Origin of the sequence: Limnobacter alexandrii (assembly GCF_005871185.1) — a bacterium.
Classification (GTDB): Bacteria; Pseudomonadota; Gammaproteobacteria; order Burkholderiales; family Burkholderiaceae_B; genus Limnobacter; species Limnobacter alexandrii.
The window spans coordinates 653,297-673,248 of record NZ_SWKN01000006.1 but is presented as its reverse complement, the minus strand read 5'-3'; the positions used below and the strand labels follow the sequence as shown (position 1 = coordinate 673,248).

The window sequence follows — 19,952 nt, the reverse complement described above, 5'->3', positions numbered from 1 at the left end:
TTGACTAAAAAACGGGGTGTTTTATGGAATTATTAATGGATCCAAACGTTTGGATCGCTTTTGCGATCTTGACGGCGTTGGAAATTGTGCTGGGTATTGACAACATTGTGTTCATTACCGTGCTGGTCTCGAAGCTGCCAGCCGACATTCGTGACCGCGTGCGCCAATTCGGTTTGATGTTTGCCATGGCCACACGTGTAGGCCTGTTGTTCTCGCTGTCCTGGATTATCGGATTGACCGAACCCCTGTTCGACATCGCGGGCAAATCGATCACCGGGCGAGACTTGGTACTCTTCTTCGGGGGGCTGTTTCTGCTGTGGAAGGCCTCCAAGGAAATTTACCTGGAAGTGGAAGCGCCGCACCAGGTTGAAGAAGAGCTGGAAGCTGGCGCTGCAATCCAGAAAACCGGTGCCAAGCTGTTTTGGTACTCCATCATCCAGATCGGTATTCTGGACATCGTGTTCAGTTTGGACTCCGTGATTACCGCCGTGGGTATGGCCGACGACATTGAAGTGATGATTGCTGCGGTGATGGTGGCTGTGGGTGTCATGATGCTGTTTGCCAAGTCGATTGGCGAGTTTGTTGAAGCACACACCTCGGTAAAGGTATTGGCACTGGCCTTCCTGATGATGGTGGGTATGCTGCTGGTTGCAGAAAGCTTTGGCCAGCATGTGCCGAAGGCTTACCTGTACAGCGCCATGGGCTTCTCTCTGCTGGTTGAATTGCTGAACCTGCGTTCCAAGGCCAAGCGTCAACGGCTTGAGGAAATTGCACGGTCCAAAGCCAGTGCTGCTTGACAAAGCCAGGTAGTGATTTGCAAAAAAGCCAGTGTAAACTGGCTTTTTTGTTTTAAGGGCCAGCAAACGGGCCCTGCAGGGTGAATTCATGTGGTATCGAATTACTCAACTTCTTTTTCTTCTTCCTTTGATTGTATTTCCAACTTTGGGGCACACCGAACCCGATGTCTGGAATGTCTGGAAGCAGCCCGGCGTTCACGCAATCATGCGGCACGCCACCGCGCCAGGCTTTGGCGACCCTGAAAATTTCCGGCTTGGGCAATGCAACACACAACGTAACTTGAACGAAACGGGTCGGCAGGAAGCAAGCGCATTGGGAGCAGCCATACGAAGCCGAGGGATTGAACTGACTGCTGTGTACTCCAGCCAATGGTGCCGGTGTTTAGACACCGCACAAGAATTGAGGCTGGGCAAGGTGCAAGCTTTGCCTGCCTTGAATTCATTTTTTCAGGGACGAGGTAGCAGCACAGCGCAAACTGAGGCATTGAAAAACCACTTGGCCATGCTCAAGCCAAGCGACAAAGTGCTCTATGTTACTCATCAGGTCAATACAACCGCCTTGACCGGCGTTTATCCGAATTCGGGAGAGGTTGTGTTGTTCCGGTTCACACCCCAGGGCGAAGTAAACGTAGTCGGTCGGATTCAAATGCCTTAACAAAACTTAACCTGTAAACGATGAACTTCACAGGTGCAACTGCCTCGAACAGTTAACGATTTCGGTTCAACAGCCGGGACGTTTGGAAAATCTTGTAGCTCGAAATTCCAACTGGAGGTAGTTAACATGTTGAAATCCAAATTTACGACAGCAGGCCTGATTGGTTCTATTGCAGTTTCAGCGGCCGCTTTTAGTCTGCCTGCCCACGCCGAAATCATGGTGGGCGGTGCCCCCATGCTGCCAAGCAAAGACATTGTTGATAACGCTGTCAATTCAAAAGACCACACCACCCTGGTGACTGCCGTACAGGCCGCAGGTTTGGTGGACACCCTGAAAGGCAAAGGCCCCTTCACCGTATTTGCGCCGACCAATGATGCCTTTGCCGCACTGCCAAGCGGCACTGTGGATACATTGCTGCAGCCAGAAAACAAGTCAGCTTTGCAAGGCGTACTGACCTACCACGTGGTGCCCGGCAAAATTACGGCTGCCGATTTGAGCAACAAGATTATTCAGGCTGGCGGCATGGCCACCTTGAAAACAGCGTCGGGTGCATCGCTGGGTGCCAAATTGCAAGGCGACAAAGTGGTCTTGGTTGATGAGAAGGGCGGCACTGCCGAGGTAACGATTGCCAATGTGACGCAATCCAATGGTGTGATCCACGTGGTCGACAGCGTATTGTTGCCCAACTCCTGAATTTGATTTCCTGACGGGCCCTCAGCAAGCCCGTCCTCATCTCCACCCTTAAATTGCTGTTTTGGCGAGCCTGCGTGGTTCGCCTTTTTTTGTGGTGTTGCTAACGGGCCCGGGTCACCAACACAATGCCCAAGACCACGGGCACAATGCCGATGAAATCGATCCAGTTCAGTGGTTCATCCAGCAACCATGCGCCAGCCAGAAGCCCAAGCGGCGGCGTCAGGAAGAACCAGACGCTGGCTGCGCTCGCGCTGCCACGCTCGAGCAGGTTAAACCAAAGCTGATAGCCGGTAATGGACACCACCAGCACCAACCATACAAATGCCCCGGCAAATGATGGGGTCCAGACAATTGCGGACCAGTCCTCCATGAACAGCGCCACAGGCAACAACAGGAGGCCGCTGAGAATGATCTGAAAGCCGGTTCCAGTCACGATGTCGGTGCGCACAGGCCATTTTTTGTACAGCATAGTACCAAAGGCCAAGGTCAGCAAAGCCGCCAACACCAGCAAGAAACCTTCGAGCGTGTCTGTGCTGGACCCGATTCTGTTGCGAACAATGAAAGCCACACCCAAAAAGCCCAGGGCCAAACCCAACACCTTTTGGCGCGTGAGGGGTTCACGCAACAAGAACGATGACAGCACAGCAACCACGATAGGGTTTGCACTAATAAGGATGGTAGACAAACCCGAAGACAGGCTACCCATGCCGGTCCAGCTCAAGCCCAAATAGAGCGCATGGTTTAGCAAACCCAGGGCGCTCAACACGCCCAACTCTTGCAAGGTCAACTTGCGCAAGGTGCCCCGCCAGCGGGCCCAGGCCAGCATCAAAGCGCCGGCCACTAAAAACCGCAAGGTCAAAAACAACAGGGGTGGGCTGTCGATCAAACCAATTTTCGCGGCAGGAAACGCGCTGGTCCAGATCAGTACGAATGGAAACGCCAATGAAGCGTTTCTCAAAAGGGGGGATTGATTCATTCAAGGAAATCCAGTAATTGTGAGACATTGTAATCAGCGAATACGCTCAACCAAGCCGGCGACCGGAGTTTTAGATGCTCGAGCAGTTCCGAATAATCGTCGTGGATGATGAAAAACCCCAACTTGAGGCGTTGTGCTCACTGCTGCAGGAAGCGGGATTCGATGTCAAAGGGTTTTCCGAACCAGACCCAGCCCTTGAGCACTTGAAAAGTCAAAGCTTTGATGTGTTGCTCACCGATCTGCGACTTCCCGACATGGATGGCATTGAGCTGGTGCAGCGTGCGCGCCAATTGGACCCAGACCTGAGCGCGGTGCTGATGACCGGGCACGGCAGCATCAAAACCGCAGTGGATGCGATGAAGCTTGGGGTGCTGGATTACATCCTGAAACCATTCAAGGTGAGTGAGCTGATGCCAGTGGTCAACCGGGCCATTGAGATACGCAAATTGAAGCGTCAGAACACCGGTTTGATTCACGAACTTTCAACCAGCAACGCCCGCTTGCTGGAAATGAATCATGAACTGGACCATTTCGCCGGGCGCGTTGCGCACGATCTGAACTCGCTTTGCCACATCATCCAGGGCTTTGCAGGCAGCCTGACGCGCCGGGCCAACAGCAAACTGGATGAACAGGAACAGCGTTACCTGCTGCGCATCAATGAGGCCAGTGCGCGTGGGGGTCAACTTGTGTCCGACCTGTTGGCCTTTGCACGATTGGGCTCGGGCGATTTGAAGTTCAATCAGGTGGTGTTGAACGAGGTGGTTGAAAAAGCCAGGGCACAGGTCGAGTCGGCTGAGGGACTTCGACAAGCGGACTGGAGCATTGCCAAATTGCCAGACATCGAGGGTGATGAGTCTTTGCTGGAACAGGTGTTCGTCAATCTCTTGTCGAACGCGTTGAAATTCAGTCAGATTAGGGAACAACCCAGCATTTCTGTACAAGCCAATGTCGCGCGGGACCTGGTGGAAATCAAGGTAACCGACAACGGTGCCGGCTTTGACCCTGACAGGGCTGATGGACTGTTCAAACCTTTCCACCGGCTACACAACGCCCACGATTTTGAAGGCCACGGCATGGGCTTGGCCAATGTAAAACGCATCATCGAAAGACATGGAGGCCACATTTCAGCGGAGTCTGCGCCTGACAAGGGCGCTGTGTTCACCTTGATTCTGCCGACACGCCAAGGCCAAAACACCAAGCCTGCAACAACGGTGCTGCCCGAGAGGCATATACACACGGAATTACTTGACCAAAATGAAACCAGGCTTGACCCGCAACGCATGGATTTACTGGGTGCCTGTGTTGAACGCCTGAATGACATTGTCATGATTACCGAGGCTACGCCGATAGACGCCCCAGGTCCCCGGATTGTGTATGTGAACGCCGCTTTCGAGAAGGTGACTGGCTACACCCGCGATGAGGTGATTGGCAAAAGCCCACGCCTGTTGCAGGGACCCGAAACCGACAAGGCTGAGTTGGAAAAAGTTCGACAGGCCTTGTCCACCGGTCAACCTGTACATGTTGAACTGATTAATTACGGCAAAAGCGGGAAACCACATTGGCTTGAAATGGACATTGTGCCAGTGCTGAGCGCACAAGGTGAGGTGCCCTATTTTGCATCCATACAGCGCGATGTCACCGAAAGACGCAAATCCGAAGACCGACTGAAACGCAATGAGGCCCTTCAGCGAATTGGCGGTCGCCTGGCAAAACTTGGCGCGTGGGCGATTGATCTGGGACCGGTGCCCAAGCTTTATTGGTCAGAAGAAATCTTTGGCATCCTTGATATTGCCAAAGGCAGGCTGCCCAGCAGTTATGACGATGCCCTGCGCCATTACCACGGCAAATGGAAAAAAATAGTGGAGGCTGCCCTTCACCGCTGTTCAACCGAGGGTCTGCCTTTTGAACTGGAGCCGGAAATGCGATCCGAGAGCGGAAAACGCATTTGGGCACGCGTGGTGGGTGAAGCGGTACGCAATGAAAAAAACGAGATTGTGCGGGTTCAAGGTGCGTTTCAGGACATCACCGACACCAAACTGGCCGTACTGACCCTGATGCACATGAACCGCCTGCTGGAAGCCCAGCACCGTGTGAATGAAATTACAAGCAGCCTGGACAAACCCGAGAAACTGCTGCAACAAGTGTGCAGTGTGTTCTGTTCACTGGGTGGTCTTCCGCTGGCCTGGGTTTGTGAATTTGGCAAAGACTTAAGCGACCTCAAGGTCACGGCGTCGGACGGTTCCCAGCAAGAGTTTGTAAGCCAGATCATGAAGACCACCACCCTGCCTCGCGACCATGAACTGGTAGAGCGTTTGCGGGCGGGAAGAATGCACATTTGCCAGAATGTGGCTGAAGAACCCCAGGCCAGAATGTGGCACAAACAAGCCATTGAAGAGGGGCTTGAATCGTTTGCGATATTGCCGATTCATGCGCAGGGCAAACTGCGGGCAAGCTTGGTGCTATTCGGAGCGGGCATACATTTTTTCACCAATGAAGTTCGGCAACTTCTGAAAACAGTGTCCAAAAGTTTGTCTTTTGCATTTGAGAATCTGCTGTTTGCGGAAGAGCGTGCACGCAACTCAGAACGCCTGAAGCTGCTTGAAACCTGCGTGGAGCGGCTCAACGACATTGTGCTGATCACCGAGGCCGAACCAATTGATGGCGATGGTCCGAAAATACTCTATGTCAATGACGCATTCGTGCGCCGAACAGGCTACACACGCGAGGAAGCCATCGGAAAAACGCCCCGGATCTTGCAAGGTGAACGAACGCAGCGGGATGCATTGGGCCGCATTCGTCAAGCTTTAAAGGACTGGAAACCAGTTCGTGAAGAACTCATCAACTACACCAAGAGTGGTGAAATGTTTTGGCTTGAACTGGAGATTGTTCCGGTGGCTGATGAGAACGGGTGGTACACCCACTGGGTGGCCATTGAACGGGATATCACCGAACGAAAGCAGGCTGAAGCGGCTTTGAAGGAAGGCTCGGAACGATTCCGTTTGCTTGCCAGCGCTGCCCGGGATTGCATCTGGGACTGGAACATCATCTCGGACGAAATTTGGTGGAATGAGGGATTCGAGAAACTGTTTGGATTTGATCGCAGCAAGATTGAACCCAACAACGACTCCTGGATCAACCGGATACACCCAGAGGATCGTGACCGCGCAGTCAAAAGCATATTTGCAGCCATCAATTCAGATGTTGAGAACTGGCAGGAGGAATATCGCTTCGCGCATGTAGACGGCCACTGGCTGGATGTTCTGGACCGCGGCTATATTATTCGTGACGAGTTTGGGAAAGGCATTCGGATGATCGGTGGCATGACCGAAATGACCTACATCCGGGAATCTGAACGCCGAAGCACCGCGCAATTGGCGCGCATGAACCTGCTTAACGAAATTACGCGTGCAATTGGCAACCGTCATGACCTGGACAGCATTTACCAAGTAGTCACCAACAGCATTGAAATCGAGTTGCCTGCAGACTTCTGTTTGACCGCATCTTATTCAGAGCCGGACAAAACCATTTCATTCAGATCGTTCGGCAATGCCACAGAGGAGGCCGCCAACAAGATCGGATTTTTCCTGCACGCGAGCATTCCTGCCAAAGGAGTGCACCTGGACCGCGCCTTGCGGGGCGAATTCGTTTACCAACCCGATTTGGGCGGCAGCTTGTGCCTGACGGGCGAAGGCATGCATGAACTGGCCGGGCTGGACAGCATGGTGATTGCGCCCTTGATGAAAGACAAAAAAGTGCTGGGTATCATCACCACAGCGCGCAAGGGTTTGAATTCGTTTTCAGATGATGAACTGGACTTCTTGAGGCAGCTTGCAGAGCACGTGGCGCTGGCGCTGGCGCAAACCGAGTTGCTTCAAGAACTTCAAGAGGCTTACGAGAATTTGCAACGCACCCAACAGCTGGTGCTGCAGCAGGAGCGTTTAAGGGCACTGGCAGAAATGGCCGGTGGTATTGCGCACGACATCAACAATGCAATTTCACCCGTGGCGCTGTACACCGACGCCCTGCTGGGTTCCGAGACCAATTTGAGCGAGCGCGGCATCAAACAGTTGAAAACAATTCAACTGGCGATTGATGATGTGGCAAGAACCGTGGACAGGATGGGTCAATTTTCCAGGCGACAGGAGGAAGGCACTGAATTGACCCGAGTCAATTTGAGGACTGTGTGCGAACAATCCATGGAATTGACCAGGGCGAGATGGCACGATATTCCGCTTCGCAATGGCATATCGATTGAGTTTACTGTGGAGCATGACGACAATGTGCCAGAAATCGATGCGGCCGAATCGGAATTGCGGGAAGCACTGACCAACCTGATTTTTAATGCAGTGGATGCCATGCCAAACGGTGGGACCATTGCCTTGGCCACGCGACTGGAGCGAAGGGGAAATCACGACCAGGTGGTGATTGAAATTCGGGATTCTGGTGTGGGTATGAATGAAGAAACCCGACGGCGATGCCTGGAGCCCTTCTACACCACCAAAGGCGAGCGTGGCACTGGCTTGGGCCTGGCCATGGTGTATGGCATTGTGAAGCGCATGCGCGGTTCAATTGAAATTGACAGCGAGGAACAACACGGAACCACCGTGCGGATATTGTTGCCATCGGCCTGTCGGCAAAAACGTGCGGCTACTGAAGCACTGCCTGCGAACACCTCTTCAAACAACTTTCATATTCTGCTGATCGACGACGACAGCAAAGTATTGAATGCGCTTCGGGACGGACTGAGCGCCTGCGGACACCGCGTTCAAACTGCAAGTTCGGGATCTGCCGGCATTGAGCTTTTCTCCAAAGCAATGAACGAGGGCGCACCGTTCGACGCCGTGATCACAGATCTCGGAATGCCCGGCATGGACGGCAAACAAGTGGCCGAGGCGATCAAACGCCTGAATGATCGATGCCCTGTGAACCTGTTGACGGGTTGGGGCAATCAATTGGACACCCTGACGGCACCCATGGAAAACATTGACGCCGTGTTGGCCAAGCCGCCGAAAATTTCTGACATACAGGCTTTGTTGCACAAGCAACTTCATTGAGTTTTTGGGAACCCTATTTTTTCAGCTTCAATTCATCTTGCTTTTCTACACTGGGAACACATTGAACCCACACAGGAGAAACAAAATGATTCGTCGCCCTACCCCAACACTGTCAGCCCTTGCTCTGATTTTGCTCGCCGCCACTGCGATGGCCTTGCCGAAGATTTCACATGCCGATGATGACCGTGGCCGAGACAGCGAAATTGTGCAAGCCTTCGGATTGATCAGTGCCGAAAAGGCCCGTGAAATTGCATTGAAAGAAGCGCCCGGCGTTGTCACAGAACTTGAGCTGGACGACCGTGATTATGCCAAAGGCTGGAAATGGGAAGTTGAAGTGGCCAACGCGGATGGCCGTGAAGTGGAAGTCGACATTGACGCTAAAACCGGCAAAGTACTGAAGGTGGACAAAGACTGGTTTTAAACCAGGGCACCGGGCTTGAAAGTGACCCACACTTGCAGCCCGGTATTGCCGTTTTTGAATTCAAGTGTTGCACGGTAGGTGCTTGCAATGTCTTGTGCAATCGCCAACCCCAAGCCACTGCCCGGCGTGTTTTCATCGGCGCGAAAACCGCGACGTGTCAATGCATCCAGATTCTCGGAAGGGCAACCAGGACCATCATCGGCAACAATCAGGGTGTTGCCCTGAAGTGAAATGTTGACCTGCGAGTTCGCCCATTTCGATGCGTTGTCGATCAGATTGCCAAACAACTCGAAGAAGTCTTCCCGATCACCCAGAAGGCGGGTGTTGTCAGGTACCTGCAATGTAAATTGAATGGCCTTGTCGCGGTACAAGGCCTTGCAACTGTTGACAAGCGCGCTCAGGATTTCATGGAGATTCACGCGTTGGCCGGGGCGTAAATCGCCAACCACCCGCACACGTGCAGTTTCGCGATCGATCAAACGCGCAACCTCTTGGGTCAGCGCCTGTACTTCAGCGGAAAAACCGCTTTGGTCAGTCTCGCCGCTGAGCTGGGAAAGCCGGGCAAGCCGGGTTTTCAAGGCGTGTGCCAAATTGCCCATGCCTTCACGCGAACGTTTCAAACGCTGATCGATGGCAATCAACAGTCGGTTAAGCTCATCCACCAGCGGTTTGATTTCATCGGGGCCCTTGAATTCCAGTTGCGCAATTTCGCCTTGCTGCAAACGGGCCAAGGCCGCTTGCACCGTACTAAGCGGCTTTAAAGTATTAACAACGATCCAGCGCTGAATCAACACCAGGGCCAGCAGAAACAGCGCGGAGAAACCAGCGTTGGCCATTTGGTACTGCAACAGGTTTTTTCGCAACGGCGTGATATCGCGCGCAATCGCAATGAAGAACGATTGACCGTCTTTCTGGTACTGCCGCGAGTGCACCAACAGAAACTGACCGTCAGGCCCAGTCTGCCGTGTGATCAAGGCCTGCGCCCCGCCGGGGTTCGGCAAATTAAAATCAGCATCCCAAAGCGAACGTGAATAGCGAACTTCAGCCTGGTGTTGCAAGGCAAAATAAGCACCGGAATAAGGTTGCTGATAAGTGGGTGCCAAACCGGTGGCACTTAGCGCAAGTACGCCAGCCGCATCAAACTCCACACCGGCAAGCAGGGCCTCGCTGTCTTGCTGCAGTTGATCGAGCAGTTGTTTCTCCAGCAAATTCTCGATGGCCCGAGAAGAAAGCCACCATTGCGCCAACAGCAACACCAGCAAACTGAGGATCAAGCCAAACGACAACCGGTTGCGAAGTGAATTCATTCGGTGGGCTCGCCAAACACATAGCCCTGACCCTTGCGGGTTTGTATCCATTGGGGGCCGATTTTCTTGCGCAACCTGTTCACATACACCTCCATCACATTGCTGTCTTTGTCGGCGTCGTATTCATACACATGGTCAGTGAGGCGAGTTTTGCTCAAGGGTTGGCCAGGGTGCAGCATGAAATAGCGCAGCAAACGGAATTCGGTGGCGGTGAGCTGTTGGGGCGACTCGTCGTTCACTTGCACAGTTTGCAAGGTTTCGTCGAGAACCAGTCCTCTGGCATTCAATGCATCAGGCGCGTTGCCTGCGGCACGCTTGAGTACCGCGCCGATTCGAGCGAGAAGTTCTTCGGGCTGGAAAGGCTTGGGCACATAATCATCGGCACCGGCATTAAAGCCTTCGACCTTTTCCTGCCAAGTGCCCCTGGCGGTCAATACAATGACCGGCAACTTCAGGCCTTGTGCTCGCCAGCTTTTGAGCACATCCAGGCCCGGCTTGCCGGGCAAACCCAAATCAAGAACCACCAGATCATAGGGCTCCAGGCGACCTTGAATTTCAGCTTCGGCGCCGTCTTGAACCCAGTCTGCCGCATAGCCTGACTTGCCCAGCAATTTGTGCAACTGGGCACCCAACACCGGATCATCTTCCACCAACAAGAGTCGCATGGTTCTTAGTCGTCCTGTTCAAGTTGAAGCAACTCGCCGGTGCGGGCGTCAAATTCCATTTCCCAGACACGGCCGCTCGCATCCAGCAATTCTATTTCATAGACATAGCGGCCGTCTTCTTTGTCGAGATCGACATCCACAATCCGCCCTGGCTTGACCGCACGTGCCGCTGCAAATATTTTTTCCAGTGAGAGAATTTCGCCACTGCGCTGCAGTTGGCGAATGCGTTTGTCGTCGTCAGCATGCGCAGCCAGAGGCAAGGCAAAAGCAGAACAGGACAGAAGGGCGATAAAGGCGAGTGCACGGGCTTTCATGATGAAAGTAATGTACCTGATTCACCTGAATTGAAGCTTAAAAAAATGACTAGAAGCGCAACACCACCAAACCACTGACAATGGTGGCTGCCGCCGCCAATCGCATTTTCCAGTGTGCGTTTTCCCTGAACAGGAAGATAGATGCCAATGTGGCCAGCACAATCCCCGCGTTGGTGAAGGCGACTACCACTGCAGCAGGCATGCTTCGCATGGCAGCGATCACCAGCACATAGGCCAGGCCAACACACAGACCACCCACAGCAACTATCCACAGCGGCGGGCGCTCGGCAGGAGTCCATCGACCCGTGCTGCGTTTTAATTCCAGGGTAAGCACCAACCAGGCTGCGAAATAACCCAGAGACACAAAGCCAAGCAGGCCCGAGAAACTCTCGATGTGGGCCGTGGCTGCCTTGTCGCTGAGCGAGTAGACGCTGGTACACACCATGGCAAGAAAAGCCCAAGGCAAGGCGGCCTTGTTGGCACTGCCGCGCCCGGTATCGGCCAGTAAAGCAAGGCCAAGTACGCTGATGCCAATTCCAACCCACGCAGCCAGGCCAAGCTGTTGATCAAACAAAATCAGTCCCCACAGCGCAATCAGCAAGGGCGAGGCGCGCACCAGTGGATACACCAAAGCCACTGGTGCATGGTCATAGGCTTTTTTCAATCCCAGAAAATACAAGGCATTCGCTGTTGCAGACGTGGCCGCCAAAGCGAGAAACTCTGGCGTGAACACGGTGTGCTGAAAGAGTGTGTACAAGCCCCACGGCGCAAGCAGCACCAGGTGAGCGATTAAAACCCACCACAACACATAACGTGCTTTGGGTTGCTGGCGTGCCATGAGATTCCACACCACATGCATGCACACAGAAAGACCAATGAACACTGCCGCTTGACTCATGCTTGAAGTTCAATGATCGCGTTGTCGCAAGCCACATGAACACCTTGAGGCAATGTGGGGTTATTCAGCATTTGCCAGGTATCGCTGCGATGATTTAAGTGGGTAAGCCACGCCCGCACAGGTTTGATTTGATCGATCAGGGCTAGCGCCTGGTCCCAGTGGTTGTGATTGCCTGCCGGGGCCTCGGCATTGACTGGCGGGGGATCTGTGGCATCAATGGCCATGCCGTGCAAAAGGCATTGTTGCAGATGTTCGATTGTTTTGGGAGGCAAGCCAACCGTGTCAGTGAGATAGGCAAACCGTGCCCCCTCATTGCTTTCTATCAAATAGCCAAAAGTGACTTTGGAATGAATCAGGGGCAAGGGCGTGAACGTCAATGAGCCGACTTGAAAGGTGTCAAACTTGCTTTGGGGTTTGAATTCAAGAATGCCCGGGTGCTTGAACAGGTCTGCACATCCCTCGGAATCGGGAGGACAATACACCGGCACGCTGCCTGAAACACCCCAGCGCAGATGAAACAGGCCCTGCACATGGTCTGGATGAAAATGGGTCAGCACAATCGCATTGAAACTGCCCAAGGGAAAGCGGTCATGCAGGTTCATGAGGCCTGCATCCAGCACAACCCGGGTATCGCCATGTTCGATCAGCGCCGAACAGGGACGGCGAACAAACACCCGATTATTCTGTGCACGTTCACAGGCTGGGCAATTGCAGCCATAACGGGGCACACCGCCTGCAGCCCCTGTTCCCAAATAAGTTATTCGCACACGGTCACCTTGCTGTATTGTTCAATCAAACTCATCAGTTGCTCACCAGCCTGCTCAAGACTCTGGTTGTTGGATACAGTAAGGCAGGCCGGGTGACTCAACTGCAAAATGCGGTTGCGGCTTAAGCGAGCATCAATTTCGGTCTCAGTCTCACGACCCCGATTCAACAGGCGCGCTTTCAATACATCATGCGACACCTCAATGGTGACAGGCAACAGTTCGGGGTAGTTCTGCATCGCTTTCGGCAGATACTCTCGCGAACCATTGACCACCACTGTAATTCCTTTGCTAAGCCATTGATTGATTTCGACACCAATGCCGTAGCTGTTGCCATGACTGTGCCAGTGCATGGCAAACAAGCCTGCCTGAACGCGGGCATTGAATTCCGCCTGAGACAAGGCAATGTGATTTTCACCACCCGAGTCTGCCGGCCGAGTAATGTATCGGTGGGCAAACTGCACCAAAGCCTGGCCCGCCAACTGCGCACGCACATAGGCAATGATGGAATCTTTCCCGCTGCCACTGGGCCCGACGACATAAAGAAGCCGGTTAGACAAGCGAATGCTCCGCACTTTGCTGCGCATCGGTGAATGTGTGTTGCACGTTGGAAAACTGCGCGCTGTACACGGCCTTTCCAGCCACCCACACGCGTTCAACTTGCGGCAGGTTGTCCGGGTGGGCAACAGCAATCAAGTCGGCCCGTTTTCCAACTGCAATTTGGCCGCGATCGTGCAGGCCTGCTGCACGCGCCGGGTTCAAGGTGACCAAAGCCACGGCTTCACTGACCGAGATGCCTGCCAATGCAGGCAGAGCCAACGCAGCGGGTAGCAAAGCCGCCGGAGAATAATCGCCGCACAGGCAATCAGCCACATTGTGAATGACTGCATCAAGCGCACGCATGGATCCCGATTGTGATTTGCCACGCAAAATATTGGGTGCACCAAACAAGGTGGCCAATCCTTTGGCCTTGGCAGCCTGTGCTGTTTCAAGATTGATGGGAAATTCAGAGATGACCGCACCCAGGCTGTGCACGATGTCTACTTTCTCGGGTGTGTCGTCATCATGACTGGCAATCGACACACCATGCGCTTTGGCGATCGCAGCCAGTGTTTCCATGCGGGCAGTCGCACCTTGGGCAGCTGCCAATTTGTTTTGCAAAATTGCATCGAACTCTTCGTTGCTTTTTTTGTAGGTTTTGCCCAGGTAATTTCGATAGGCTTCGACGCTTTTGAATTGACCCTGTCCCGGTGTGTGGTCCATGAAGGAAATCAGATGGGCATCACCCTGAGTCAGCAAATCAGTCAGCACCGACACGCCAGTTTCATCGGTGACTTCATATCGGGCGTGTACACGATTATCGACCAAAGCGTGTTGCTGCCATGCGTGGACCGCACGCGCCAGTTCGGCGGCAAACTGGTTGTTGCGCACACCCAGCTCGTGGTTGGCAAATGACAGTGAATGATAAATGGTGGTGACCCCTGCAGCTGCATTGCGCTTGTCGGCCTGCGCACAGGCAAAGTTCACTGGGAAGTGCACACCCGGGCGGGGCTCAACTTCCTTTTCCAGTGCGTCGCAATGCAAATCAACCAAGCCAGGCATCAGCATGGCGCCTTTCAGGTCGATAATTTGTGCGCCCGCTGATGAATCCGGATCCAGGGCAGTGATTACGCCATTGTCGATCAGCACAGCCAGGTGATTGAACACCCCCTGTGGCAACACCACACGTGCATTGGTCAAAAGTTGCTTGTTCATGCGGGTAACTCCGTTGTGTTGTGCGCCATGGTCAGTTCAACCACCCGATCGGCCAAACGATCAACGAGCGCCGGGTGATGGAAAATGGCCAACATGGCCACACCTTGTTGTTTGATGCTGTTAAGTAAATCAACCACGCGATCGGTGGTGTCGGGGTCAAGACTCGCAGTTGGCTCGTCGAGCAAAAGCAGACGCGGCTTGGCAATCAAGCCACGGGCCAAATTCACACGCTGCTTTTCACCACCTGAGAATGTAGCAGGGGGTACATTCCACAGCCGCTCTGGCACGTTCAGAACACGGAGCAGTTCGCAGGCCTCGGATTGGGCACGCGAAGCACTCTCGCCTTGCCTGATCAAAGGCGCCGCCACAATGTCGAGCGCAGCCTTGCGCGGCAAGCAGTGCAAAAACTGGGTGACAAAGCCAATGTCGCGTTCACGAAGACGCAGCATTTCACTTTCGCTGGCACCGCTTAAATCGATGGTGCTGCCATCTTCTTGCGTAAAAAACATACCGCCGCTGCTGGGCAGGTAAGTGCGGTAGACGCACTTGAGCACGGAGGACTTTCCTGCACCTGTGGGGCCTACCAGCGCGGTCAATTGCCCCGGTGTGGCAGTCAGGTTCACATCGCTGCACGAAGGTATTTGTGTGCCCTGTTCATGCAGGGTGAAGTGCTTGCTCAGGTTTTGAATGTCTAGAATTGGATTCATGTGCGTAGCAACCTTCACAGGGCGGAAGCCACCAGGCGCTGCGTGTAAGCATGCTGGGGGTCTTCAAGTATTTGATCGGTCAGGCCGGTTTCAATCACTCGGCCGTATTTCATCACCATGGCCCGGCTGGTCAACAGGCGAATCACACCGAGGTCGTGGGTAACCACCACCATGGCGGTTTTCAGTTCCTGTTGAATTTCAAGAATCAGGTCCAGAATTCGGGCTTGCACTGACAGATCGAGCCCGGTTGTAACTTCATCGAGAAACAGCAAGGGGGGTTGCGTGGCCAAGGCCTTTGCAATTTGCACGCGCTGCTGCATGCCACCCGAGAATTTTCTGGGCGAATCGTCGATGCGATCAGCCAACACCTCGGTGCGGGCCAGCAAATCGAGCGCACGTTCCCGAATGGCCTTGTAATTCACAAGGTCGCTCATCAGCAAGCGCTCGGCAATGTTGCCACCGGCTGACACATTGAAATTCAAACCCAGGTGGGGATTTTGATACACCATGCCAAAGCGGTGGTTGCGCAGCCAGCGTCGTTGTGCTGCGTTCAAATCGAACAGGTTCCAGGCATGGTCGTGCTCAACAAATTGGGCAGAGCCCCGGGTGGGTTCTTCATCAAAAAACAGGGTTTTGACCACAGTGGATTTTCCACTGCCCGATTCACCCATGATGCCCAATATTTCACCGGGGTGAAGATCGAAGCTCACATCGTGCGCTGCCACCACCGACCCACACCAGCTGCAAATGTTGGTCTCCTGCTCGGGGCCTGTGGTCTCGATGCATTTGGAACACCCACGGCCATGAATTTTGCTCAAGCCCTGAACACTGAGTATGGGTTTCATGCGCTGGCTCCCTCGGGGTGTTGTACCTGAAGTGCGAGTTGCTCATTGCAGTAGTCGCTGTCGGAACACTGAAATTGTCTGTCGCCCTGTTCGCTGATGACTTCGTCCAGAAAACTGTGGGTGCAGCCGCAACGCATGCAGGCATGCCGATTGCCTTGTGCATCTACAAAGTTCTCCGTGCGGAAGGGAACATCTTCAAAAGCCAGTGGTACAGCCCCGGTGTAGGGCGGTACTGCGTATATTTTTTTCTCGCGGCCGGCACCCAACAAGGTGAGGTTGGGCGCATGGTGCAAACGCGGCACGTCATAGCGGGGAATGGGGCTGGGGTCGATCACATAGTGCCCGTTGATTTTCGTGGGGTATCTGTGCGAAATCGTGATCTCGTTGAATTGCACAATGTCTTCATAAAGCTTGGTGAGTAGTCGGGAATAATCGCCTTCGCCATGCATGGTTTTGCGCTTTTCTTCTGAAGGCTCGACCACCACCAAGGGGTCGGGGTAAGGCACTTGCAACACCAATACTTGATCCTCGCGCAACATCACTTCGGGGATGCGGTGGCGCGATTGAATAATCGAAGCTTCCACCGTGCGCTCAGTGGTCGACACACCGGGGCAAGTCAGTTCCACAAAGTGGCGCAGGTTTACGGCGTTCACAGAATCGTCGGCGCCCTGGTCAATCACTTTCAGTGTGTCGTGTTGCCCAATCAAGGACAGGGTCAACTGCAATCCGCCTGTGCCAAAGCCACGGCCCATGGGCATTTCACGGCTGGCATAAGGAGTCTGGTAACCCGGAATTGAAATCGCTTTCAGGATGGTGCGGCGCACTTCACGCTTGGCGTATTCATCCAGGAAACCAAAGTTGTAGGCAGCACCGGCAATCATGTCGCTGTCTGCCTCTTTCTCTTGAATCGCGGGCAGTTCATAGTGGCGCATCGTGCAGGTCTCCTCTTGTTTTCATCTGGGTGGCGCGCAGTCGGTCCATGTCGCTTTGGAATGTGACGTAGTGCGGCATTTTGTAGTGGTTGGCAAATCCCATGGAATCCACGCCATCAATATGGAGCAGCACGAACTCCGGGTCCTCGGACGGGTTGGAAGGGCCGTCCCGCATGCCTTTTTGCAAGGCACGGTCCAGAATGGCCATTGAAATCGCCTTGGTTTCGTTGTGCCCCAAACAAGCGCCGTAACCCAGGGTGAAGGTGGGCAACTCGCCAGGCTCTGCACCTTCATACATGGCCACCACTTCACACTCGGTGATTAAAACTTCACCCGCCTCTGTGGGTTCGCCAGTGACTGGGTGTGGCAACATCACCGGCAAATATCCCACCCGCAGTTCGGCAATCGTGGGGTGAATGTCGCCATAACCGCGCATGTTCGAATACGCCATGGCCAGCAAGGAACCAGTTTCAGCACGTGCCATGGTGGCCAGTGCAGCGGAACGATTGACGGGAAAAACCAAAGGCTCGCGTGTGATGTCGAAGGCTTGTGCAGGGTTGTTTTTCACCGACGGGATCAGGCCCTCAACACGCAGCGAATCGAGCACCTTGGGAAAGGTGTCAGGCAGGCTTGCGCTGGCGGCATGCTCTCTCAAAAAACGACGCGCCATGGCTTGAAACACCTCGGCTTGTTCGTCCACCAGTTCAAGGCGCATGAGACGCAGCGCATAGTCGGTGGTTGGGCCCAGCATTTGTCCGCCCGGAATGTCTTTGAATGCGCTGGAGATTCGGCGAATCAGCCGCATGTTGCCGGTGCTTTGCACCGGGGTTTCAAGCACACGAGGTTTTGTTGAGCGATAGGCACGCAACGCAAATGCAGCCTCCAGCGTGTCGCCGTGCATCTGTTTGATTGCCAGCGCAGCAAGCCGTGGGTGATACAAACCACCTTCCGACACAATTCGGCTGGTCAACAGGCGCAACTGGTTTTCAATGGCAGTCAAGCTGATCGGAGTGCCCTCTTGACCTTCTGCGGTGCGCAAGGCTTCAAAAGCCAGTTCGGCACCTTCAATGGCTTTTGCACCACCCTTAATGGCCACATAACCCATTAGAAGTCTCCTTGAATTTGAGTGGTGCGGGGCAAGGCCACGAGTTGCTTGTCACTGAGCAAAATAAAATCGACACCGGTTGGGAAGGCCGCATTCCAGAAAGCCCGACGATGCAGCCAGGCAGTGTTCAGTTCGAGCACTTTCAAATTGTTTGTTGTTTCAATGCCGGGGCCAGTCAATTGAAGTGTTAACCCTTGGGCGTGATCATCAAAACCCTGTACTTGAACAATCAGGGTGGCACCATGCTCGGGTTCTTCCAGCGTGCCCAACAAAGGTTGAAATTCAGGTACCTTGCTGCCCACACAAACAATGAAATTTGCAAGCTCTGGTTCGACCATTCTTGCCTCTAGCCGCATGCGCACATCGCCATTCAAGATTGAATCGGGATCGGCCAGGCTGACCTCACCGTCAATCAATGTGGCTAGTACCTGTTCAATGGCAGGGCTTTGGCCTTGAAGTTGTTGAATGCGCCCCGGGTACGCAAATGCATTCATCAGGGTGTTGAAGTTCAGTTGTTGAAGCTGGGGTGTGTAAGCATCAAACATGGTCGTCTTCCTCCAGTGCACCAAGCAGCGAAAAATCAACTTTGGTTGCACTCAGGTTGGCACGGCGAAGTGCGGTGTCAGCCTGCACTTGGCTTGCCCCGGTGTGCAGGCTGCGTTCAACCAACTCCCAGCCCGGAAGCTTGGCGGACAACACGCCATCCAGAATGGCCATGGCGCGAGTCAAACCCACACGGTCGTCCATGCACACAGCCGCACCCTCTGCGACTTTTCCTTCTGGATGGTGAATACGCACATGCGATTTGGTGACTGGAATTTCACCCAGAAAGTAGGCATCGCCCAGCGCACTGTCCCGAAGCTGAAGCAAACCCAAACCGGCTTTTGGAATGTGAAGATCGCTGATGTTGCAGCCGGCGCTGACCTGTTTGGCCAAAGCCTTGATGTGTGCAGGTTCGCAAGCCTGCCACAAGCGCAACCACTGACTGCGGGGAAAGTTGTTCATTTGAAACTCCCTTCAGATCAGCTTGGCGCGAATACGCGCCGACAACTGGTCGAGCAAAAACACGAAGATGAAAATTGCAATCAGAATGGTCATGACATGGCCATACTGAAACAAATCAAAGCGGCCTTTCAATTCCTGACCAATGCCACCCGCGCCCACCAAACCGATCACTGTGGCCATGCGCAAGTTGCGGTCCAGAATGTACGCGGTGTAAGCGATGTACTGCGGAAACACCTGTGGAATAACGCCATACCAAAGTGTTTTCAACTTGCCCGAACCAATCGCCTCTAGCGCTTCTTGTGGTTTTCGGTCGGCATTTTCAATGTCTTCCGCGTAAAACTTCCCCAAAAAACCAGCCGCATGAAAACCCAAAGCCAGCACACCGGCAATGGGCCCAAATCCGTAAGCGAGCACAAGAAACAACGCCACAATCAGCTCGGGCATGGAACGCAACAAACTGATCACACCCCGCGTTGCTGTGTAGGTGAATTTGTTGGGGCTGTAATTCACTGCTGCAAAATAGGCCAAGGGAATTGAAAGCACCACCGAGATAATCGTGCCCCAGAATGCGATTTCTAATGTTTGAATCATCTTCACAAACACATCCCACACATAACCCAGTGGTCGAACCAGTACTTCGCGGGTTTCCGTCACGCTTTCCATTTCCAGCGTGTCAGTGTTCATGCGCTGTGTAGTGATTTCCTGCGTCTCGATATAGGCAAATGCAGGCAGATTATTTCGGTCCAGATCGGGCATGCGATTGGTTTCTTCCTGGGTGGCCACAATGGGCGGCCACATCACATCGCCCACCCGGGAAAAACCGCGAACCACTTGAGAGTCGTCATTCAAGCCCATTAAATTGCCAAAGGCTTGGCTGGTCATATTGACCATTTTGTCCATTTCTGTGCGATGGCCTGTGACCAACAACAAGGCAAACACACAGATCAAAATCAATAGATGTTTTGAACTGTAGGGGGCTTCCAGTTTCCAGCGAAGCTCCGTGCCAGGTGGCGGCATGGGAATGGGTTTGCTGCTCATGATGTTGTCCTGTTGATTGTA

General features: G+C 53.7%; 20 protein-coding genes. 5 read left to right on the top strand and 15 right to left on the bottom strand.

Going from position 1 to position 19,952, the window contains the following annotated elements; genetic code table 11:
* Positions 1–35 precede the first annotated feature (35 nt).
* From FCS97_RS03440 to FCS97_RS03430, 3 genes are all read left to right on the top strand, one after another.
* Positions 36–797 carry a TerC family protein gene (locus FCS97_RS03440; RefSeq protein ID WP_138516604.1) on the top strand — a complete coding sequence of 254 codons (762 nt, stop codon included), beginning with the start codon at positions 36–38 and terminating at the stop codon, positions 795–797.
* An 88-nt stretch (positions 798–885) separates the two neighbouring features.
* Entirely contained in the window at positions 886–1,452 is a 567-nt protein-coding gene (locus FCS97_RS03435; protein ID WP_246065789.1) for a histidine phosphatase family protein, read from the top strand.
* Between the two features lie 126 nt (positions 1,453–1,578).
* Positions 1,579–2,145 (top strand): fasciclin domain-containing protein, encoded by a 567-nt coding sequence (locus FCS97_RS03430; protein ID WP_138516602.1) that lies wholly within the window; start codon positions 1,579–1,581, stop codon positions 2,143–2,145.
* A 100-nt stretch (positions 2,146–2,245) separates the two neighbouring features.
* Here the strand turns inward: FCS97_RS03430 and FCS97_RS03425 are convergent, their stop codons facing one another.
* On the bottom strand, positions 2,246–3,121 hold the full coding sequence (locus FCS97_RS03425; protein WP_138516600.1) for a DMT family transporter: 876 nt from the start codon (positions 3,119–3,121) through the stop codon (positions 2,246–2,248).
* A 74-nt stretch (positions 3,122–3,195) separates the two neighbouring features.
* Here FCS97_RS03425 and FCS97_RS03420 point away from each other — a divergent pair, with 74 nt between their 5' ends.
* A complete protein-coding gene (locus tag FCS97_RS03420) occupies positions 3,196–8,175 on the top strand; it encodes a PAS domain S-box protein (protein ID WP_138516598.1) in 4,980 nt (1,659 codons plus the stop codon).
* Between the two features lie 85 nt (positions 8,176–8,260).
* Positions 8,261–8,596, top strand: coding sequence for a PepSY domain-containing protein (locus tag FCS97_RS03415; RefSeq protein ID WP_138516596.1), 336 nt, complete (start codon positions 8,261–8,263; stop codon positions 8,594–8,596).
* Here the strand turns inward: FCS97_RS03415 and FCS97_RS03410 are convergent.
* The 14 genes from FCS97_RS03410 to phnE are packed head-to-tail and all read right to left on the bottom strand — an operon-like array spanning position 8,593 to position 19,931.
* Complete coding sequence (locus FCS97_RS03410; RefSeq protein WP_171035149.1) at positions 8,593–9,903, bottom strand: sensor histidine kinase; 1,311 nt, start codon at positions 9,901–9,903, stop codon at positions 8,593–8,595. The genes FCS97_RS03415 and FCS97_RS03410 overlap by 4 nt on opposite strands.
* A complete protein-coding gene (locus FCS97_RS03405) occupies positions 9,900–10,568 on the bottom strand; it encodes a response regulator transcription factor (protein ID WP_138516592.1) in 669 nt (222 codons plus the stop codon). The genes FCS97_RS03410 and FCS97_RS03405 overlap by 4 nt, the downstream gene beginning before the upstream one ends.
* Before the next feature lie 5 nt (positions 10,569–10,573).
* A complete protein-coding gene (locus tag FCS97_RS03400) occupies positions 10,574–10,882 on the bottom strand; it encodes a PepSY domain-containing protein (RefSeq protein WP_138516590.1) in 309 nt (102 codons plus the stop codon).
* 49 nt (positions 10,883–10,931) lie between these two features.
* Positions 10,932–11,780 (bottom strand): EamA family transporter, encoded by an 849-nt coding sequence (locus tag FCS97_RS03395; protein ID WP_138516588.1) that lies wholly within the window; start codon positions 11,778–11,780, stop codon positions 10,932–10,934.
* Positions 11,777–12,547: a phosphonate metabolism protein PhnP gene (phnP, locus tag FCS97_RS03390; RefSeq protein ID WP_138516586.1), complete on the bottom strand. Its 771-nt coding sequence runs from the start codon at positions 12,545–12,547 to the stop codon at positions 11,777–11,779. The genes FCS97_RS03395 and phnP overlap by 4 nt, the downstream gene beginning before the upstream one ends.
* Complete coding sequence (gene phnN, locus FCS97_RS03385) at positions 12,538–13,104, bottom strand: phosphonate metabolism protein/1,5-bisphosphokinase (PRPP-forming) PhnN (protein ID WP_246065787.1); 567 nt, start codon at positions 13,102–13,104, stop codon at positions 12,538–12,540. Before phnN ends, phnP begins: the two co-directional genes overlap by 10 nt.
* A complete protein-coding gene (locus FCS97_RS03380; protein WP_138516581.1) occupies positions 13,097–14,299 on the bottom strand; it encodes an alpha-D-ribose 1-methylphosphonate 5-triphosphate diphosphatase in 1,203 nt (400 codons plus the stop codon). The genes phnN and FCS97_RS03380 overlap by 8 nt, the downstream gene beginning before the upstream one ends.
* Entirely contained in the window at positions 14,296–15,006 is a 711-nt protein-coding gene (gene phnL, locus FCS97_RS03375; RefSeq protein WP_138516579.1) for a phosphonate C-P lyase system protein PhnL, read from the bottom strand. Before phnL ends, FCS97_RS03380 begins: the two co-directional genes overlap by 4 nt.
* 14 nt (positions 15,007–15,020) lie before the next feature.
* Positions 15,021–15,851 carry an ATP-binding cassette domain-containing protein gene (locus FCS97_RS03370; RefSeq protein WP_138516577.1) on the bottom strand — a complete coding sequence of 277 codons (831 nt, stop codon included), beginning with the start codon at positions 15,849–15,851 and terminating at the stop codon, positions 15,021–15,023.
* Positions 15,848–16,783, bottom strand: coding sequence for an alpha-D-ribose 1-methylphosphonate 5-phosphate C-P-lyase PhnJ (locus tag FCS97_RS03365; protein ID WP_281283830.1), 936 nt, complete (start codon positions 16,781–16,783; stop codon positions 15,848–15,850). The genes FCS97_RS03370 and FCS97_RS03365 overlap by 4 nt, the downstream gene beginning before the upstream one ends.
* Positions 16,770–17,888: a carbon-phosphorus lyase complex subunit PhnI gene (locus FCS97_RS03360; RefSeq protein WP_138516575.1), complete on the bottom strand. Its 1,119-nt coding sequence runs from the start codon at positions 17,886–17,888 to the stop codon at positions 16,770–16,772. The genes FCS97_RS03365 and FCS97_RS03360 overlap by 14 nt, the downstream gene beginning before the upstream one ends.
* On the bottom strand, positions 17,888–18,433 hold the full coding sequence (phnH, locus tag FCS97_RS03355; protein WP_138516573.1) for a phosphonate C-P lyase system protein PhnH: 546 nt from the start codon (positions 18,431–18,433) through the stop codon (positions 17,888–17,890). The genes FCS97_RS03360 and phnH overlap by 1 nt, the downstream gene beginning before the upstream one ends.
* On the bottom strand, positions 18,426–18,893 hold the full coding sequence (gene phnG / locus FCS97_RS03350) for a phosphonate C-P lyase system protein PhnG (protein ID WP_138516572.1): 468 nt from the start codon (positions 18,891–18,893) through the stop codon (positions 18,426–18,428). The genes phnH and phnG overlap by 8 nt, the downstream gene beginning before the upstream one ends.
* A gap of 12 nt (positions 18,894–18,905) precedes the next feature.
* Entirely contained in the window at positions 18,906–19,931 is a 1,026-nt protein-coding gene (phnE, locus tag FCS97_RS03345; protein ID WP_138516571.1) for a phosphonate ABC transporter, permease protein PhnE, read from the bottom strand.
* Between the last annotated feature and the right edge of the window lie 21 nt (positions 19,932–19,952).

Excerpts from the sequence above, each read along its gene's own strand:
- FCS97_RS03435 (WP_246065789.1), top strand. The coding sequence starts at position 886 with ATGTGGTATCGAATTACTCAACTTCTTTTTCTTCTTCCTTTGATTGTA.
- FCS97_RS03360 (WP_138516575.1), bottom strand. The coding sequence starts at position 17,888 with ATGGGTTATGTGGCCATTAAGGGTGGTGCAAAAGCCATTGAAGGTGCC.
- phnH (WP_138516573.1), bottom strand. The coding sequence starts at position 18,433 with ATGTTTGATGCTTACACACCCCAGCTTCAACAACTGAACTTCAACACC.
- FCS97_RS03400 (WP_138516590.1), bottom strand. The coding sequence starts at position 10,882 with ATGAAAGCCCGTGCACTCGCCTTTATCGCCCTTCTGTCCTGTTCTGCT.
- FCS97_RS03395 (WP_138516588.1), bottom strand. The coding sequence starts at position 11,780 with ATGAGTCAAGCGGCAGTGTTCATTGGTCTTTCTGTGTGCATGCATGTG.
- phnE (WP_138516571.1), bottom strand. The coding sequence starts at position 19,931 with ATGAGCAGCAAACCCATTCCCATGCCGCCACCTGGCACGGAGCTTCGC.
- FCS97_RS03410 (WP_171035149.1), bottom strand. The coding sequence starts at position 9,903 with ATGAATTCACTTCGCAACCGGTTGTCGTTTGGCTTGATCCTCAGTTTG.
- FCS97_RS03380 (WP_138516581.1), bottom strand. The coding sequence starts at position 14,299 with ATGAACAAGCAACTTTTGACCAATGCACGTGTGGTGTTGCCACAGGGG.
- FCS97_RS03365 (WP_281283830.1), bottom strand. The coding sequence starts at position 16,783 with ATGCGCCACTATGAACTGCCCGCGATTCAAGAGAAAGAGGCAGACAGC.
- FCS97_RS03425 (WP_138516600.1), bottom strand. The coding sequence starts at position 3,121 with ATGAATCAATCCCCCCTTTTGAGAAACGCTTCATTGGCGTTTCCATTC.
- phnL (WP_138516579.1), bottom strand. The coding sequence starts at position 15,006 with ATGAATCCAATTCTAGACATTCAAAACCTGAGCAAGCACTTCACCCTG.
- phnG (WP_138516572.1), bottom strand. The coding sequence starts at position 18,893 with ATGAACAACTTTCCCCGCAGTCAGTGGTTGCGCTTGTGGCAGGCTTGC.
- FCS97_RS03430 (WP_138516602.1), top strand. The coding sequence starts at position 1,579 with ATGTTGAAATCCAAATTTACGACAGCAGGCCTGATTGGTTCTATTGCA.
- FCS97_RS03405 (WP_138516592.1), bottom strand. The coding sequence starts at position 10,568 with ATGCGACTCTTGTTGGTGGAAGATGATCCGGTGTTGGGTGCCCAGTTG.
- FCS97_RS03420 (WP_138516598.1), top strand. The coding sequence starts at position 3,196 with ATGCTCGAGCAGTTCCGAATAATCGTCGTGGATGATGAAAAACCCCAA.
- FCS97_RS03415 (WP_138516596.1), top strand. The coding sequence starts at position 8,261 with ATGATTCGTCGCCCTACCCCAACACTGTCAGCCCTTGCTCTGATTTTG.
- FCS97_RS03370 (WP_138516577.1), bottom strand. The coding sequence starts at position 15,851 with ATGAAACCCATACTCAGTGTTCAGGGCTTGAGCAAAATTCATGGCCGT.
- FCS97_RS03440 (WP_138516604.1), top strand. The coding sequence starts at position 36 with ATGGATCCAAACGTTTGGATCGCTTTTGCGATCTTGACGGCGTTGGAA.